Origin of the sequence: Phenylobacterium sp. (assembly GCF_046290725.1) — a bacterium.
Lineage (GTDB): Bacteria > Pseudomonadota > Alphaproteobacteria > Caulobacterales > Caulobacteraceae > Phenylobacterium.
In genome coordinates, this window is sequence record NZ_JBKBUH010000002.1 from 434972 (window position 1) to 448590 (window position 13619).

General features: G+C 69.9%; 17 protein-coding genes. 12 read left to right on the top strand and 5 right to left on the bottom strand.

Going from position 1 to position 13619, the window contains the following annotated elements; all coding sequences use genetic code 11:
* Positions 1 to 82: 82 nt before the first annotated feature.
* Both ilvD and ACK41C_RS13395 read left to right on the top strand, forming a co-directional pair.
* Positions 83 to 1924: a dihydroxy-acid dehydratase gene (gene ilvD, locus ACK41C_RS13390; protein ID WP_409655156.1), complete on the top strand. Its 1842-nt coding sequence runs from the start codon at positions 83 to 85 to the stop codon at positions 1922 to 1924.
* Positions 1925 to 1935: 11 nt separating this feature from the next.
* Complete coding sequence (locus ACK41C_RS13395) at positions 1936 to 2619, top strand: aspartate/glutamate racemase family protein (protein ID WP_409655158.1); 684 nt, start codon at positions 1936 to 1938, stop codon at positions 2617 to 2619.
* Here ACK41C_RS13395 and ACK41C_RS13400 read toward each other — a convergent pair.
* Genes ACK41C_RS13400 through xth form a run of 3 tightly spaced genes read right to left on the bottom strand, consistent with a single transcriptional unit; the run spans position 2616 to position 4859 of the window.
* Positions 2616 to 3311, bottom strand: a complete 696-nt coding sequence (locus tag ACK41C_RS13400; RefSeq protein ID WP_409655161.1) for an NnrU family protein — start codon at positions 3309 to 3311, stop codon at positions 2616 to 2618. The genes ACK41C_RS13395 and ACK41C_RS13400 overlap by 4 nt on opposite strands.
* A gap of 48 nt (positions 3312 to 3359) precedes the next feature.
* Positions 3360 to 4037, bottom strand: coding sequence for a hypothetical protein (locus tag ACK41C_RS13405; RefSeq protein ID WP_409655163.1), 678 nt, complete (start codon positions 4035 to 4037; stop codon positions 3360 to 3362).
* A 42-nt stretch (positions 4038 to 4079) separates the two neighbouring features.
* Positions 4080 to 4859, bottom strand: a complete 780-nt coding sequence (gene xth / locus ACK41C_RS13410; protein WP_409655166.1) for an exodeoxyribonuclease III — start codon at positions 4857 to 4859, stop codon at positions 4080 to 4082.
* A 115-nt stretch (positions 4860 to 4974) separates the two neighbouring features.
* Between xth and ACK41C_RS13415 the strand changes: the two genes are divergently transcribed.
* Entirely contained in the window at positions 4975 to 5649 is a 675-nt protein-coding gene (locus tag ACK41C_RS13415; RefSeq protein ID WP_409655169.1) for a hypothetical protein, read from the top strand.
* Here ACK41C_RS13415 and ACK41C_RS13420 read toward each other — a convergent pair.
* Positions 5646 to 5993 (bottom strand): winged helix-turn-helix transcriptional regulator, encoded by a 348-nt coding sequence (locus ACK41C_RS13420; protein WP_409655171.1) that lies wholly within the window; start codon positions 5991 to 5993, stop codon positions 5646 to 5648. The genes ACK41C_RS13415 and ACK41C_RS13420 overlap by 4 nt on opposite strands.
* Positions 5994 to 6101: 108 nt before the next feature.
* Here ACK41C_RS13420 and ACK41C_RS13425 point away from each other — a divergent pair, with 108 nt between their 5' ends.
* The gene (locus ACK41C_RS13425; RefSeq protein WP_409655174.1) at positions 6102 to 6806 is read left to right on the top strand and encodes a glutathione S-transferase family protein; all 705 of its coding nucleotides are present in this window, start codon (positions 6102 to 6104) and stop codon (positions 6804 to 6806) included.
* Here the strand turns inward: ACK41C_RS13425 and erpA are convergent.
* A complete protein-coding gene (erpA, locus tag ACK41C_RS13430; RefSeq protein ID WP_409655176.1) occupies positions 6803 to 7135 on the bottom strand; it encodes an iron-sulfur cluster insertion protein ErpA in 333 nt (110 codons plus the stop codon). The two genes, ACK41C_RS13425 and erpA, sit on opposite strands and share 4 nt — an antisense overlap.
* A gap of 76 nt (positions 7136 to 7211) precedes the next feature.
* On the opposite strand from erpA, the gene ACK41C_RS13435 reads away from it, so the two are divergent.
* From ACK41C_RS13435 to tatC, 8 genes are all read left to right on the top strand, one after another.
* On the top strand, positions 7212 to 8384 hold the full coding sequence (locus ACK41C_RS13435) for a deoxyguanosinetriphosphate triphosphohydrolase (RefSeq protein ID WP_409655179.1): 1173 nt from the start codon (positions 7212 to 7214) through the stop codon (positions 8382 to 8384).
* A 129-nt stretch (positions 8385 to 8513) separates the two neighbouring features.
* On the top strand, positions 8514 to 9293 hold the full coding sequence (locus ACK41C_RS13440) for an SPOR domain-containing protein (protein ID WP_409655182.1): 780 nt from the start codon (positions 8514 to 8516) through the stop codon (positions 9291 to 9293).
* Complete coding sequence (nagZ, locus tag ACK41C_RS13445; protein ID WP_409655185.1) at positions 9290 to 10309, top strand: beta-N-acetylhexosaminidase; 1020 nt, start codon at positions 9290 to 9292, stop codon at positions 10307 to 10309. The genes ACK41C_RS13440 and nagZ overlap by 4 nt, the downstream gene beginning before the upstream one ends.
* Complete coding sequence (locus ACK41C_RS13450; protein WP_409655188.1) at positions 10306 to 11115, top strand: segregation and condensation protein A; 810 nt, start codon at positions 10306 to 10308, stop codon at positions 11113 to 11115. Before nagZ ends, ACK41C_RS13450 begins: the two co-directional genes overlap by 4 nt.
* A 74-nt stretch (positions 11116 to 11189) precedes the next feature.
* Positions 11190 to 11831 carry an SMC-Scp complex subunit ScpB gene (gene scpB / locus ACK41C_RS13455; protein ID WP_409655191.1) on the top strand — a complete coding sequence of 214 codons (642 nt, stop codon included), beginning with the start codon at positions 11190 to 11192 and terminating at the stop codon, positions 11829 to 11831.
* Between the two features lie 115 nt (positions 11832 to 11946).
* Entirely contained in the window at positions 11947 to 12150 is a 204-nt protein-coding gene (locus tag ACK41C_RS13460) for a twin-arginine translocase TatA/TatE family subunit (RefSeq protein ID WP_409655194.1), read from the top strand.
* A 71-nt stretch (positions 12151 to 12221) separates the two neighbouring features.
* A complete protein-coding gene (gene tatB / locus ACK41C_RS13465) occupies positions 12222 to 12707 on the top strand; it encodes a Sec-independent protein translocase protein TatB (RefSeq protein WP_409655196.1) in 486 nt (161 codons plus the stop codon).
* Positions 12704 to 13597 (top strand): twin-arginine translocase subunit TatC, encoded by an 894-nt coding sequence (gene tatC / locus ACK41C_RS13470; protein WP_409655198.1) that lies wholly within the window; start codon positions 12704 to 12706, stop codon positions 13595 to 13597. Before tatB ends, tatC begins: the two co-directional genes overlap by 4 nt.
* Positions 13598 to 13619: the final 22 nt, after the last annotated feature.

Genomic DNA, 13619 nt, shown 5'->3' on the forward strand with positions numbered 1-13619 from the left:
CCCGACCGCCGCCATCTGGCGTCCGGCGCGCTATCGGCCTATTTGAAGCCCGGCCTCGCAAGGCCAGTTTCCAGGACGACCCATGCCTCCGTATCGCTCCCGCACCTCGACCCACGGCCGCAACATGGCTGGCGCGCGCGGCCTCTGGCGCGCCACCGGCATGAAGGACTCCGACTTCGGCAAGCCGATCGTCGCCGTGGTCAACTCCTTCACCCAGTTCGTGCCGGGCCACGTGCACCTGAAGGACCTCGGCCAGCTTGTGGCGCGGGAGATCGAGCGGGCCGGCGGGGTGGCCAAGGAGTTCAACACCATCGCCGTGGACGACGGCATCGCCATGGGCCACGACGGCATGCTCTACAGCCTGCCGTCGCGCGAGCTGATCGCCGACAGCGTGGAATACATGGTCAATGCGCACTGCGCCGACGCCATGGTCTGCATCTCCAACTGCGACAAGATCACCCCCGGCATGCTGATGGCGGCCATGCGGCTCAACATCCCGGCCGTGTTCGTCTCCGGCGGCCCGATGGAGGCCGGCAAGGTGGTGCTCCAGGGCAAGGAAGTGGCCCTCGACCTGATCGACGCCATGGTGGCGGCCGCCGATGACAAGGTGAGCGACGAGGAGGTGAAGGTCATCGAGCGTTCGGCCTGCCCGACCTGCGGCTCCTGCTCGGGCATGTTCACCGCCAATTCCATGAACTGCCTGACCGAGGCCCTGGGCCTGTCGCTGCCCGGCAACGGCTCGGTCCTGGCCACCCACGCCGACCGCGAGCGGCTGTTCCGCGAGGCCGGGCATCTGATCGTCGACCTGACGCGCCGCTATTACGAGCAGGACGACGGCAGCGTCCTGCCACGCGCCGTCGCCAGCTTCGAGGCGTTCGAGAACGCCATGAGCCTGGACATCGCCATGGGCGGCTCCACCAACACCGTCCTGCACCTGCTGGCCGCCGCCATCGAAGGGGAGGTGCCCTTCACCATGGCCGACATCGACCGGCTGTCGCGCAAGGTGCCCTGCCTCTGCAAGGTCGCGCCGGCCAAGAACGACGTGCACATGGAGGACGTCCACCGCGCCGGCGGCATCATGGCGATACTGGGCGAGCTGGACCGCGCCGGCCTGCTGCATACCCACACGCCCACCGTCCACGCCCCGACCCTGGGGGAGGCCATCGCCCGATGGGATATCCGCCAGACCAACAGCGAGGCGGTCTCCACCTTCTACCGCGCCGCGCCTGGCGGAGTGCCGACCCAGACCGCCTTCAGCCAGTCCCGGCGCTGGGACGAGCTCGACCTCGACCGCACGGACGGGGTGATCCGCGACGCCGAACACGCCTTCTCGAAGGATGGTGGTTTGGCTGTGCTGTTCGGCAACCTGGCCGAGGACGGCTGCATCGTGAAGACCGCCGGTGTCGACGACAGCATCCTGGTCTTCAGCGGCCCGGCCAAGGTCTATGAGAGCCAGGACGACGCGGTCTCGGCGATCCTCACGGGCAAGGTGGCCGAGGGCGACGTGGTGGTGATCCGCTACGAAGGCCCCCGCGGCGGGCCGGGCATGCAGGAGATGCTCTATCCGACCAGCTATCTGAAGTCGAAAGGCCTGGGCAAGGCCTGCGCCCTGATCACCGACGGGCGGTTCTCCGGCGGCACCTCCGGCCTCTCCATCGGCCACGTCTCGCCGGAGGCCGCCGAGGGCGGACTGATCGCGCTCGTTCAGGACGGCGATCTGGTCGAGATCGACATCCCCAGCCGCAAGATCGCCCTAGCCGTGCCGCAGGCCGAGCTGGATCGCCGCCGCACGGCGCTGGAAGCGGGCCACGGCTACCGCCCCGCCAAGCCGCGGAGCCGGAAGGTCTCTACGGCGCTCAAGGCCTATGCGGCGTTCGCCACCAGCGCCGCCAGGGGCGCGGTGCGGGACCTGTCGCGCCTCTAGCGGGAAGCGCCGTGCGCATCATAGGCCTGCTCGGCGGCATGAGCGCCGAAAGCACCACGCTCTACTACCAGGCCATGAACCGGCTGGTGCGCGAGCGGCTGGGCGGGCTGCATTCGGCCCAACTCCTGATGTGGTCGGTGGACTTCGCGCCGATTGCGGAGATGCAGGCGCAGGGCGCGTGGGAGGCCGCGGGCGAGGTCTTGGCCCAGGCGGCGGGCCGGCTGGAAGGCGCCGGGGCCGAGGCGATCCTGATCTGCGCCAACACCATGCACCTCGTCGCCGACCAGGTGCAGGCGGCGATCGGGGTTCCGCTGATCCACATCGCCGACGCCACGGCCGCGGCGGTGAAGGCGGCGGGCTGTTCGCGGCCGCTGCTGCTGGCCACGCGCTTCACCATGGAGAAGGCCTTCTACCGCGACCGGCTTCGGGCGCAGGGCGTCGAGGCGGCGGTTCCGGATGCGGCCGACCGCGACCGGCTGCACGCCATCATCTACGACGAGCTCTGCCAGGGGGTGGTGACGCAAGCCTCGAAAACCGACGTCTTGGCCATGATCGAGAAGGCGCAGGCCTGCGACAGCGTCATCTTCGGCTGCACGGAGGTGGGCCTGCTGCTCTCGCCGGAGGATCTCGCCCTGCCGGTGATCGACACGGCGCTGGTGCATGCGCAGGCGGCGGTGGATTTCGCGCTGAGCTAGGCCGGCAGGGCCGGAACCCCAAAAGCGTAAGGGTGCAGCCAGAGCAGGGCGGCGTAGATCACCAGCGCCAGCAGGATCCGCCACCAGCCGACCTCGCCCAGCTTTAAGGACTGGCGGCCGGCCAGGATGGCGGCGAAGGGCACGTTGGAGGTCTGGGCGGCAAAGGCGTCCCAGCTTGCGCCCAGGGCCCGCTTGCGCTTGGCGTCGATGCTGGCCGTGCCGAACAGGGCGAGCACGAGCAGCGAGCCGAAGAGGATCAGGCTCGCCCGGTCGCCATTGACCACCAGATGGCCCAGCGCCCAGATCGCCACGCCCCAGAGGAACGGATGGCGGGTGATGCGCAGCATGCCCTTGATCACGTCGGGGCGCTCCAGCGCCCCCTCCTGGCGCACGCTGGTGGGATTGGGCGTGGTCAGGCCCGGTACGATCAGCAGGATGGCGAAAAGCTGCAGGACGAGTTGGATGTTCCGTGTGGCGGGCCCCACCGTCCAATAGGCGGCGTTCTCCGGCGCGGCGCGGGCGGCGCCGAACGCATAGATCAGCCAGACGAGCCCTGCGATCGAAGCCAGCGAGAAGAGGCCCATATAAGGGCCTTGCCCGATCTTCCCGGTAATTGCATCGCGCAGGCGGGTGCCGGAGACGAGCAGGTGCAGCAGCACGAAGAAGGCGGCGGCGGCGATCAGATGGGTCATGCTGTCCTCCCCCAGATGCCGTGAGCCTGAACCCGCCGATTTACAACGTCAACGACCTGGCGCGTCTCCGTCGTTGTCGTCGTCCTCGTCCCACGGCGGCCCCTCATCCTCCTCAAAGGCGTCTTCGAAGTCGTCGCGCTGCGGCTCCGGCTCGGGCGGCGGGGCAGGGCGTGCGGCGACGGCCGGCGCGGCGCGCGGAACGCCGGGGCGGCGCAGGATCGCCTCGATCCGGGCGAGCCAGCGGTTGGCCTCCTGCAGGGCGGCCCGGGGCGATGCGCCGGCGCGCCGCGCTTCGTCGCCGGCGACCCAGAGGTCGAGGTCGAAGTCCGGGTGGGCAGGGTCGTCGAAGACAAGGCGCAGGGTCACCTGACCCGCCACTTCGGTCGCGCGGTCCAGCGCCCGGCGCGGCTCGTCGCGATAGGCGCGGGCTACCACCTCGCCGTCCAGCAGGATCTCGGCGCCGGCGATCTCGTCGAGCCTATAGACCAGGCACCAGCCTCCGGAGTCCCAGGCCACCGCCGCCCGGCCGCTCTGCAGGGCCAGGCCCGCGCCCCGCCCGCGGCCAAGCGCCAGGACCACCGCGTCGGGCTTGGCGCCCAGGACCTTGGCGAGCGCCCGGCGCAGCCGGCGCTCCTCGGCCATGAACCAGATGACGGCCGATCCGCCCAGCGTCACCACGACGCCGGCGAAGCCCAACAGCAGGAGCAGGCGGGCGAGCTCGTCCATGTCCGGACGCTAACGGTGTTCGCCCGCCTCCGAAAGCCAAGCCTAGAGGTCGAGCTCGATCACCAGCGGCACGTGGTCGGAGGGCTTGTCCCAGCCCCGGGCGTGGCGGTGGATCTCGCAGCCCCGCAGAAGATCGGCCGCCTGGGGCGAGAGCAGAGCGTGGTCGATGCGGATGCCGTTGTTCCGCTGCCAGGCGCCGGCCTGGTAGTCCCAGAAGGTGTAGGCGTCCGGCGCGCCGTCGGCGGCGAGATACGCCTCGGTCAGGCCGATCCATTTCAGCGTGCGGAACGCCTCGCGGCTTTCGGTCTGGAATAGAGCGTCGTCGGTCCAGTTTTCCGGATGGGCGGCGTCGCGCGGCTCCGGGATGACGTTGTAGTCGCCCATCAGCGCCAGCGGTTCCTCATAGGCCAGCAGCTCGCGGGCGTGGGCGGTCAGCCGCGCCATCCAGCGCAGCTTGTAGGCGAACTTGTCGGTCCCGATCGGATTGCCGTTGGGCAGGTAGATCGAGGCCACCCGCACCGGCCGGGGGCCGGAGACCACCGCCTCGATATAGCGCGCCTGCTCGTCGGTCTCCTCGCCGGGCAAGCCGCGGCGCACGTCCTCCAGCGGCGCCTTCGAGAGGATCGCAACCCCGTTATAGGTCTTCTGGCCGTGGACGGCGGCGTTGTAGCCCAGGCGCTCGAAGGCCTCGGCGGGGAACTTTTCGTCGACGCACTTCAGCTCCTGCAGGCAGGCGACGTCGGGCTTCGCCTCCTCGAACCAGCGCAGCACGGTCTCCAGCCGGGCGTTGACCGAATTGACGTTCCAGGTGGCGATCTTCATGCGCGGCTCCGTTGGCGGGGGGACGCTAGAGGCAGGCCGGCGGCGGCTCAAGCCTCCGGACGCGGTTGACGACGGGGCTGCGACCCGGAACCCTGGGCGCCGGATGGAGGGACGCATGGGCAGGACGATCCTCGGGCTGGGAGCTCTGGCCGCGGCGGCGCTGTGGGGCGCGAACGTGTCGGCGGCCGAGTGCGCGCCGCCGCAGATGGCCAAGGTGGTGTTCTCGAACGTCACGCCGGGGATCGATCCCGCATCGTTCGCAGCTAGGCCTAAGACCATGTACCGGCACACGGAACGCTACGGCCGGGTCGAGGAGGAGCCGAACCCCGCCACCGGCGCCCATCTGCTGGTGGTGGTCAACGAGCCCGACGTCTGGTTCGTCAACCTCGCCGACCGGACCGGCCGCCATGCGGTGGACCCGGGGCCGGAGTTCGAGTTCCGCGCCCCGATCTTCTCCGGCGCCGACCTGCCGGCGGTGCTGGGCAAGCTCGAGACCGGCTGCGAGCTGGATTTCGTGGCCCAATACGCCCCGCGGCCGGTGGAGCGGGTGACGCTCGACGGTCAGGCGCTGGACAAACACCAGGTGTCGGTCGGCATCGACCGGATCGAGGTGCTGGTGGCGCCGAACGCACGGCGCGTGGTGTCCGTGGGCCGCTACAGGAACGACCGTCCGGTGATGGTGCTGCGCTACTTGGATTACGCCGTGGACCTGCCGCCCGACCTCTCGCTGTTCGCCAAGCCGGAGGGGATCGCCTTCCGCTCCGCGGCGGAGGCGGGGCGACAACCCTAGGCCGGTTCGGACGCCTTCACGCCGGCTGCGCGCGCCGCCGCGCTCTCCTCCCACCAGTCGCCGAGCGCGTCGATCAGCGGCACGAGCCGCCGGCCGGTTTCGGTAAGGTCGTACTCGACCCGCAAGGGATAGCCGGGGAAGGCGGTGCGCTGAACGATCCCGGCCTCCTCAAGCTTGCGGAGCTCGAGGGTCAGGATCCGGTGCGAGACGGTCGGATTGTCCCGTCTCAGGTCGCTGAAGCGCTTGGTTCCGTCCTTCAGATAGTAGAGCAGCAGCGTCGGCCAGCGGCCGCTGAGCACGCGCATGGCCTCTTCGATGGGGCAGCGCGAAACGACGTCCTTCATGGAGCGGCGGCCTGGTTACATTTCTGTGCGTAATTCACATGGGCCGCGGGGTCCCTAAGTTCCAGTCTCGCTGCGCAGCGTGATCCCTCGAAATCACGGAACGAGATCATGGAACCTATTCTTGTCTACGGCTTCCCGGAGGGAAGCTCGATGGGGCTCGTCGCGGCTTTGGAATGGCTGGGGCGGCCCTACCGCCTGTGCCGCGTCGACATGCTGGGCGAGATGCGCGAGGCCGCCTATGCGCGGATCAACGCCCGCCACGAGACCCCTGCGCTGATCACCGATGAAGGGCGCGCGCTCACCGAGACCATGGCCATCGCCGCCTGGCTTGAAGCCCGAGACGCCGAGCGCAGGATCAGCTTCGATTCGCGCTCGCCGGAGGCTGACCGGATGCATCAGCTCATGGCCTTCGTGAACACCGGCTTCACCGGCGCCTTCGGGCCGCTCTGGGCGGCCCTGGAGATGGATCCGCCCGAGCCGGAGCGTCAGGCGCATCTGCGCGCCTTCGGCCGGGCGGCGGTGATCGAGCGGCACGACAAGCTGGAGGCGATGGTCGGGGAGGGCCCCTACCTGGTGGGCGACAGGCCGACCCTGGCCGACGCGATCCTGGTCGGCGTCGCCCGCTGGCTGGAGTTCCATGAGGTGGCGGAGGTGGCGCGCTGGCCGAGGCTCGCGGCGCTCCGCCAGCGCCTGGAGGCCGATCCGGCGGTGGTGTTCGCGCGCGCGGTCGAGGCTGGAGAGACGCCTCGGGGTTCCGGCGTCTGCCTGGGCCACGTGCCTCTGGCGGAGGTGATCGAACGCTTCGGCGGCTAGATCGAGAAGCTGACGCCGCAGCCGCAGCTGGACTTGGCGTTGGGGTTGCGCACGCGAAACTCCGCGCCGGCCAGTTCGTCGACGAAGTCGATCTCCGACCCCTTCAGGAAGGGGATCGACACCTCGTCCACCAGGGCCGCGGCGCCGTCGCGCTCCACCTTCAGGTCGTCGGGCTGGGCGGCCTCGACCAGGTCGAACTGGTACTGGAAGCCGGAACAGCCGCCGCCTTCCACCGCCACGCGCAGCATGACGGGGCGGCCCTCGGCCTCCGAGATCGAATGCAGGCGCCGCGCGGCGGCAGGAGAGAGCGTGATGTCGGACGTGGTCATGCTGCGGTAAACCTCACCCTGGACTATATGAGTTCTCCCCAGGCTTCCACCAAGAGGCCGTTCAAGCAGAGACGTCATGGCCCTTCCGCCGCGCGCGCCCTACGCCGAAGATCCCGCCCGTTCGCTGGGGCGCAAGGTCCAGGAGCCCGAGAGCCGCACCCGCACCCCGTTCGCCCGCGACCGCGACCGGATCATCCACTCCACCGCCTTCCGCCGCCTGAAGGAGAAGACCCAGGTCTTCGTGGCGCACGAGGGCGATCACTTCCGCACCCGACTGACCCATTCGCTGGAGGTGGCGCAGATCGCCCGCTCCCTGGCCGCCGCCATGGGGCTGGACGCCGACCTGGCCGAGACCATCGCGCTTGCCCACGACCTGGGGCACCCGCCCTTCGGCCACGCCGGGGAGGACGAGCTGCAGGTGCAGATGGAGCCGTATGGCGGCTTCGACCACAACGTCCAGACCTTCCGCGTGGTCACCAAGCTGGAGCGCCGCTATCCGCGCTTCGACGGGCTGAACCTGACCTGGGAGACCCTCGAGGGGGTGATCAAGCACAACGGTCCGGTGACCGAGAAGCTGGCCAAGCCCTCCTGGAGCGCCATCGCCGAGTTCGATGCGGAATACGATCTCGGCCTCTCGACCTGGGCTTCGGCCGAGGCCCAGGTGGCGGCGCTGGCCGACGACATCGCCTACAACAACCACGATGTGGACGACGGGGTGCAGGCCGGTCTCTTCGACCTGGACGAACTTCGCGACGTGCCCCTCATCGGCCCGATCGTCGTCCAGGTGCGGCGGGACTATCCCGACATCGAGCCGCGGATCGTGCGGCTGGAGGCCGTGCGGCGGATGATCGGCGCCATGGTCGACGACGTCCTGGCCGAGACCCATCGTCGCGCCACGGAGGCCAAGGTCGCTTCGGCCGAGGATGTGCGCAATCTCGACCACGCCCTGGTGGCCTTTTCCCGCGACATGCTCGAAGACCTCGGCCGCCTGCGCGAGTTCCTGATGAGCCGCATGTATCGGCACTGGAAGGTGAACCGCACCCGCAGCCAGGCTCGCCGCATTCTGGCCGAAATGTTCCAATTGTTCATGGCCGAACCCGACGTCCTGCCGACCGAGTGGTTCGCAAGGTCGCAGAACCGCGACGAGGCCGGCAGGGCCCGGGTGGTGTGCGACTACATCGCCGGCATGACCGACCGATTCGCCATCGAAGAGCACCGCAGGCTGTTCCACCTCGACGTCTGGAACTGAGCGCCGGGCGTCCTGGCGGCCGTTTTCCACAGGGGAATGGCCCAAGGTGACCGGAAGCCTGCGGGCTTCGTTAAACTGACCTGCGCCGCGCGCGATTCGCGCGGCGCCCGAGACCGTTCGGAGCCTTTCATGTCCGATCCCGATCGCGGCGCCTACACGCCCCCGACCGACGCGCCGCTCGCCTTCGACGCGCGCCAGCCCGTGCGTGGCTCGCGTCCGGCCCCCGTCATGCTGATCGTCAGCGCCATCGTGCTGCTGCTGCTGATCGTCGCGATCGTGATGTTCTACCGCTCGGGCGTGCGTGAGGCCGGCCAGCCGCCGCAGACGGTGGGCGCGCCGGTGGGCGACCTGAAGGCGCCGGCGCCCGCCGGGGCCCAGCCGGTCGACCCGGCCGCGGGTTTGCAGATCTATCAGTCGCGCGACGGCGAGGTTCCCCCCGCCGAGCCCACCTTCATCCCGCCGCCGGAACAGCCGCAGCCGCGTCCTGCGCCGGTGGAGGCTCCGCCGCTGCGGCCGACGCCCACGCCGCCGGTGACGGCCGCTCCGGCGCCGCCGGTGGTCGCCCAACCGGCTCCGCCGGCCCCGAAGACGGCCCCGGCGCCGACTCCGCAGGCCCAGCCCACCACGCCTGCGCCGCCGCCCGCCAAGGCGCCGGCGCCCGCCGCATCCGGAGTCGCCGCCGTCCAGATCGGCGCGGTGTCGTCTGAAGCCCTGGCCGACCGCGCCTGGAACGAAGCGATCCGCGCCGCCCCCACCCTGGGCGCCGGCAAGGGGAAGCGGGTTGAGCCGGTCGAGCGGGACGGGACCACGCTCTACCGCACCCTGGTCACCGGCTTTTCCAGCCGCGGCGACGCCCAGGCCTTCTGCGACCAGCTGAAGGCCGCCGGCAAGAGCTGCTTCGTCCGGTGACGCTCGCCGCTATCTTCGGCTGCAAAGGCTCGAGACTCGGCGCGGAGGAGGCCGCCTTCTTCCGCGACGTGCGGCCCTGGGGTTTCATCCTCTTCGCCCGCAATGTCGAGACGCCCGACCAGGTGCGCCGCCTGGTGGACGACCTGCGCGCCACGGTGGGCCGCGCCGACGCGCCGGTGCTGATCGACCAGGAGGGCGGGCGCGTGCAGCGGCTCGGGCCGCCGCACTGGCGGCGCTATCCGCCCGGGCGGGCCTATGGCGAGCTGCCGGCCAACGATCCGCTGCTGCGTCGGGAAATCACCCGGCTCGGCGCCCGGCTGCTGGCCCACGACCTGGCGGCGCTCGGGATCAATGTCGACTGCGTGCCGGTCCTGGACGTGCCGGTTCCCGGCGCCCATGACGTGATCGGGGACCGGGCCTATGGCGCGACGCCCGAGGCGGTGGCCGCGCTCGGCCGCGCCGCGTGCGAAGGCCTGATCGCCGGAGGGGTCCTGCCGGTGATCAAGCACATACCGGGGCACGGACGCGCCACGGCCGACAGCCACCTCGCCCTGCCGGTGGTCGACGCCGCCTATGAGGATCTCGACGCCTGGGACTTCGCGCCCTTCCGGGTGCTTTCGGACATGCCCATGGCGATGACGGCTCACGTCGTCTACACGGCCGTGGATCCCAAGCGCCCGGCGACGACATCGCGCAAGGCTATGCGTCAGGTGATCCGCGGCGCGCTCGGCTTCGATGGCCTCGTCATGAGCGACGATCTCTCCATGAAGGCCCTGGGGGGCTCGTTCGAAGAGCGCGCGCGCGCCTCGCTCGCCGCCGGCTGCGACGTGGTCCTGCACTGCAACGGCGACATGCACGAGATGATGGCGGTGGCCGCCGGGGCTAAGAGGCTGGCCGGCCAGGCCGCCCGGCGCGCTGCGGCGGCGCTCGGGCGCATCGCCCGTCAGCCGGAGCCGTTCGACGCCGAGGAAGGCTGGGCGCGTTTCGAGGCGGCCTTCGCCGGGAGGGCTGCGTGAGCACCTTCCAGCCCACCCTCGACTTCGAGGCCGTCCGCACGGCGGCGGAGGACGGCGAGGCGCTGGTGGTCGATGTCGACGGCTACGAAGGTCCGCTGCACGTGCTGCTGGCCCTGGCCCGCACGCAGAAGGTCGACCTCCTCAAGATCTCGATCCTGAAGCTCGCCGAACAGTATCTGACCTTTGTACACCAGGCTCGGCGCGTGCGGTTCTCGTTGGCCGCCGATTATCTCGTCATGGCGGCTTGGCTGGCCTATCTGAAGTCGCGCCTCTTGCTGCCCAAGCCGGAGCGGCCCAAGGCCGAAGAGCCGCCGGCCGAGGAGATGGCCGCCCAGCTCGCCTTCCGCCTGGCCAAGCTCGACGCCATGCGCAAGGCGATGGAGGCCCTGCGCGATCGACCGCAACTCGGGCAGGCGGTGTTCGGTCGGGGCGATCCACAAGCGATCAAGGTCATTCCCTCGACACGGATCGAGGGGGACCTCTATGGACTGATGACCGCCTATATCGAGCAACGGCGCAGGGAGCAGGCCCGGCACTACACGCCTCGGGTGCACGCCCAGCAGGCCTATCCGCTGGAAGACGCGCGCGAGCGCCTGCGCTCCATGCTGCCCGACCTGGAACGCTGGACCCCGCTCACCGGCGTTGCGCCCGTGCGGCCGCGCGGGGAGGGGCCGAGCCAGGCCTCCTATGTGGCCTCCACCCTCTCGGCCAGCCTGGAGCTGGTGAAGGAGGGCGCCATGGACATGCGCCAACTGGAAGCCTTCGCCGACGTCTATCTGCGCGCCAAGCGGCAGGTGCTGGTTTGACGCCCGTGTCGCGCCCCCTTTTCCTCCCCCGTAAACGGGAGAGGAAAAGCTGCCTCTGGACGAGCTAGCCCGCCATGAACGCCTCAGACACCGAACGCCAGGTCGAGGCCCTGCTGTTCGCGGCCGCAGGCCCTTTGAGCCTGGAGGACATCGCCGGGCGGTTACCGGCCAACGCCGATGCGGAAGCCGCGCTGGCGGCCCTGGCCCAGCGCTATGCCGGGCGGGGCGTGGAGCTCGCCTGCGTCGGCGGGCGCTGGCGGTTCCAGACCGCCGCCGACCTCGCCTTCCTTATGACCGAGGAGCGGGAGGAGCCGCGGCGGCTCTCGAAGGCGGCGCAGGAAACCCTGGCCATCATCGCCTACCACCAGCCGGTGACGCGGGCGGAGATCGAGGCCGTGCGCGGGGTGCAGGCCAGCAAGGGCACGCTGGACGTGCTGCTGGAGCTTGGTCTCGTGCGGATGCGGGGCCGCCGTCGCACGCCGGGCCGGCCGGTGACCTACGGCACCACCGACGCATTCCTGGAACACTATGGGCTGGCCAGCCTGGGCGATCTGCCCGGCATGGCGGAGATGAAGGCCGCGGGCCTGCTCAGCCTGGACCTGCCGCCCGACTTCGCCGTCCCCAATCCGGAGGGCGCCGCCCTCGACGAAGATCCGCTGGAAGGCGACGAGGCGCCCGAATTCCACACCGATTTCCTGGGATCTGCGGAGGAATGAGGCCCTGCCCATTTGACGCGTCGGCTCACGTTGGCGAGTCGCGGCCCAAACGATTATATGTGGCGCGAACAATGCGGAGCGCCGGCCTGGCTTTTCCGCTGAAGGAGTCGCTCACATGAGTCCTGGCCTGTGGCAGATAATCATCGTCGTCGTCCTGGCCGCCCTGCTGTTCGGCGGCCGCGGCAAGATCTCGTCCATCATGGGCGACACCGCGAAAGGCATTCGCGCCTTCCGTGACGGCCTGAAGGGCGAGCCCGAAACCGCCGAGAAGTCGAAGACCCTCCCGGGCGAACGCGAAAAAGACGAAGCGCGCGGCTGATCGCCCGCATCCCGCTTGACCTTCGCCCGCGCCGGTTCGCCGGCGCGGGCTCTCGCATCTAGGCTTTCCGAATGCTTCCGGACATCGGCGGTGTCGAACTTCTGCTGATCGCCGTGGTCGCCCTGATCGTGGTGGGACCCAAGGACCTGCCCGTCATGCTGCGCAAGCTGGGCCAGTTCATGGGCAAGCTGCGGGCCATGGCCGCCGAATTCCGCGCCAGCTTCGACGAGATGGCCCGCCAGTCGGAGCTCGACGAACTGCGCAAGGAGGTCGAAGCCCTGCGCCGGGGCCAGATCCCCGACCCCGAGGGCCAGTTCGACGCCTCCAAGGCCGAGGCCGAGCAGGTGATGCGTGAGATCGGCGACAGCCTGCAGGGCGGCGGCGTTCAGCTCCATCCGCCGATGAGCCATCAGTACGCCGCACCGGCGGCTGAGCCGGAGCCCGCGCCAGCGGTCGAGGCCAAACCCCGCGCCCGGCGCGCCAAGCCCAAGGCCGAAGGGGAGGCGGCGCCGAAGCCCCGCCGCAAGGCCGCGCCGAAAGCGGACGCCAAGGCATGAGCGAGCTTCCCGACGACGAAGCCGAGATCGAGTCCTCGCGCGCACCGCTGCTCGATCACCTGACCGAACTGCGCTCGCGGCTCATCGTCTGCGTGGCCGCCCTGACGGCCGGATTCGTCCTCTGCTTCGTCTTCGCCACCCAGATCTACAATTTCCTTCTGCACCCGTTCGAGGTGGCCGCCCACATGTTCGCCGCCCAGCAGAGCGGCGGCGAGAACGGGCCGTTCGACCTGCTGGCCGTGCTGGTGGGCCTGAAGGACGTCGCGCCGGAAGGCGGCGAGAACCTGCGCCTGGTCTTCACCGCGCCGCTGGAGTTCTTCTTCACCAAGATGAAGCTCGCGGCCTTCGGGGCGGTGGTCGTCACCTTCCCGGTGCTGGCCTGGCAGGTCTACGGCTTCGTGGCGCCGGGGCTCTACAAGCGCGAACGCCGCGCTTTCCTGCCGTTCCTGGTGGCCTCGCCCAGCCTGTTCCTGCTGGGCGCGGCCATGGTCTATTTCGTGATCCTGCCCTTCGTGCTGTGGTTCTCGCTGTCCCAGCAGATCGTGGGCTCCGGCTCCATCTCGGTGGAGCTCCTGCCGAAGGTCTCGGACTATCTGACCCTGGTCACCACCCTGCTGCTCGCCTTCGGGCTCTGCTTCCAGTTGCCGGTGGTGCTGACCCTGCTTGGCATGGCGGGAATCGTCTCCTCCGAGGCGCTGCGGACCGGACGGCGCTATGCTATCGTCGGCGTCTTCGTGGTGGCGGCGATCCTGACCCCGCCCGATCCGATCAGCCAGACCTTGCTCGCCCTGCCCATTCTTCTGCTCTACGAGGTCTCGATCTGGTGCGTGCGCCTGATCGAGCGCCGCCGTGCGCGGGAAGACGCCGCCCACGACATCGTGCCGGTCTGACCGGTTCCGCCGGGGCTTTCCC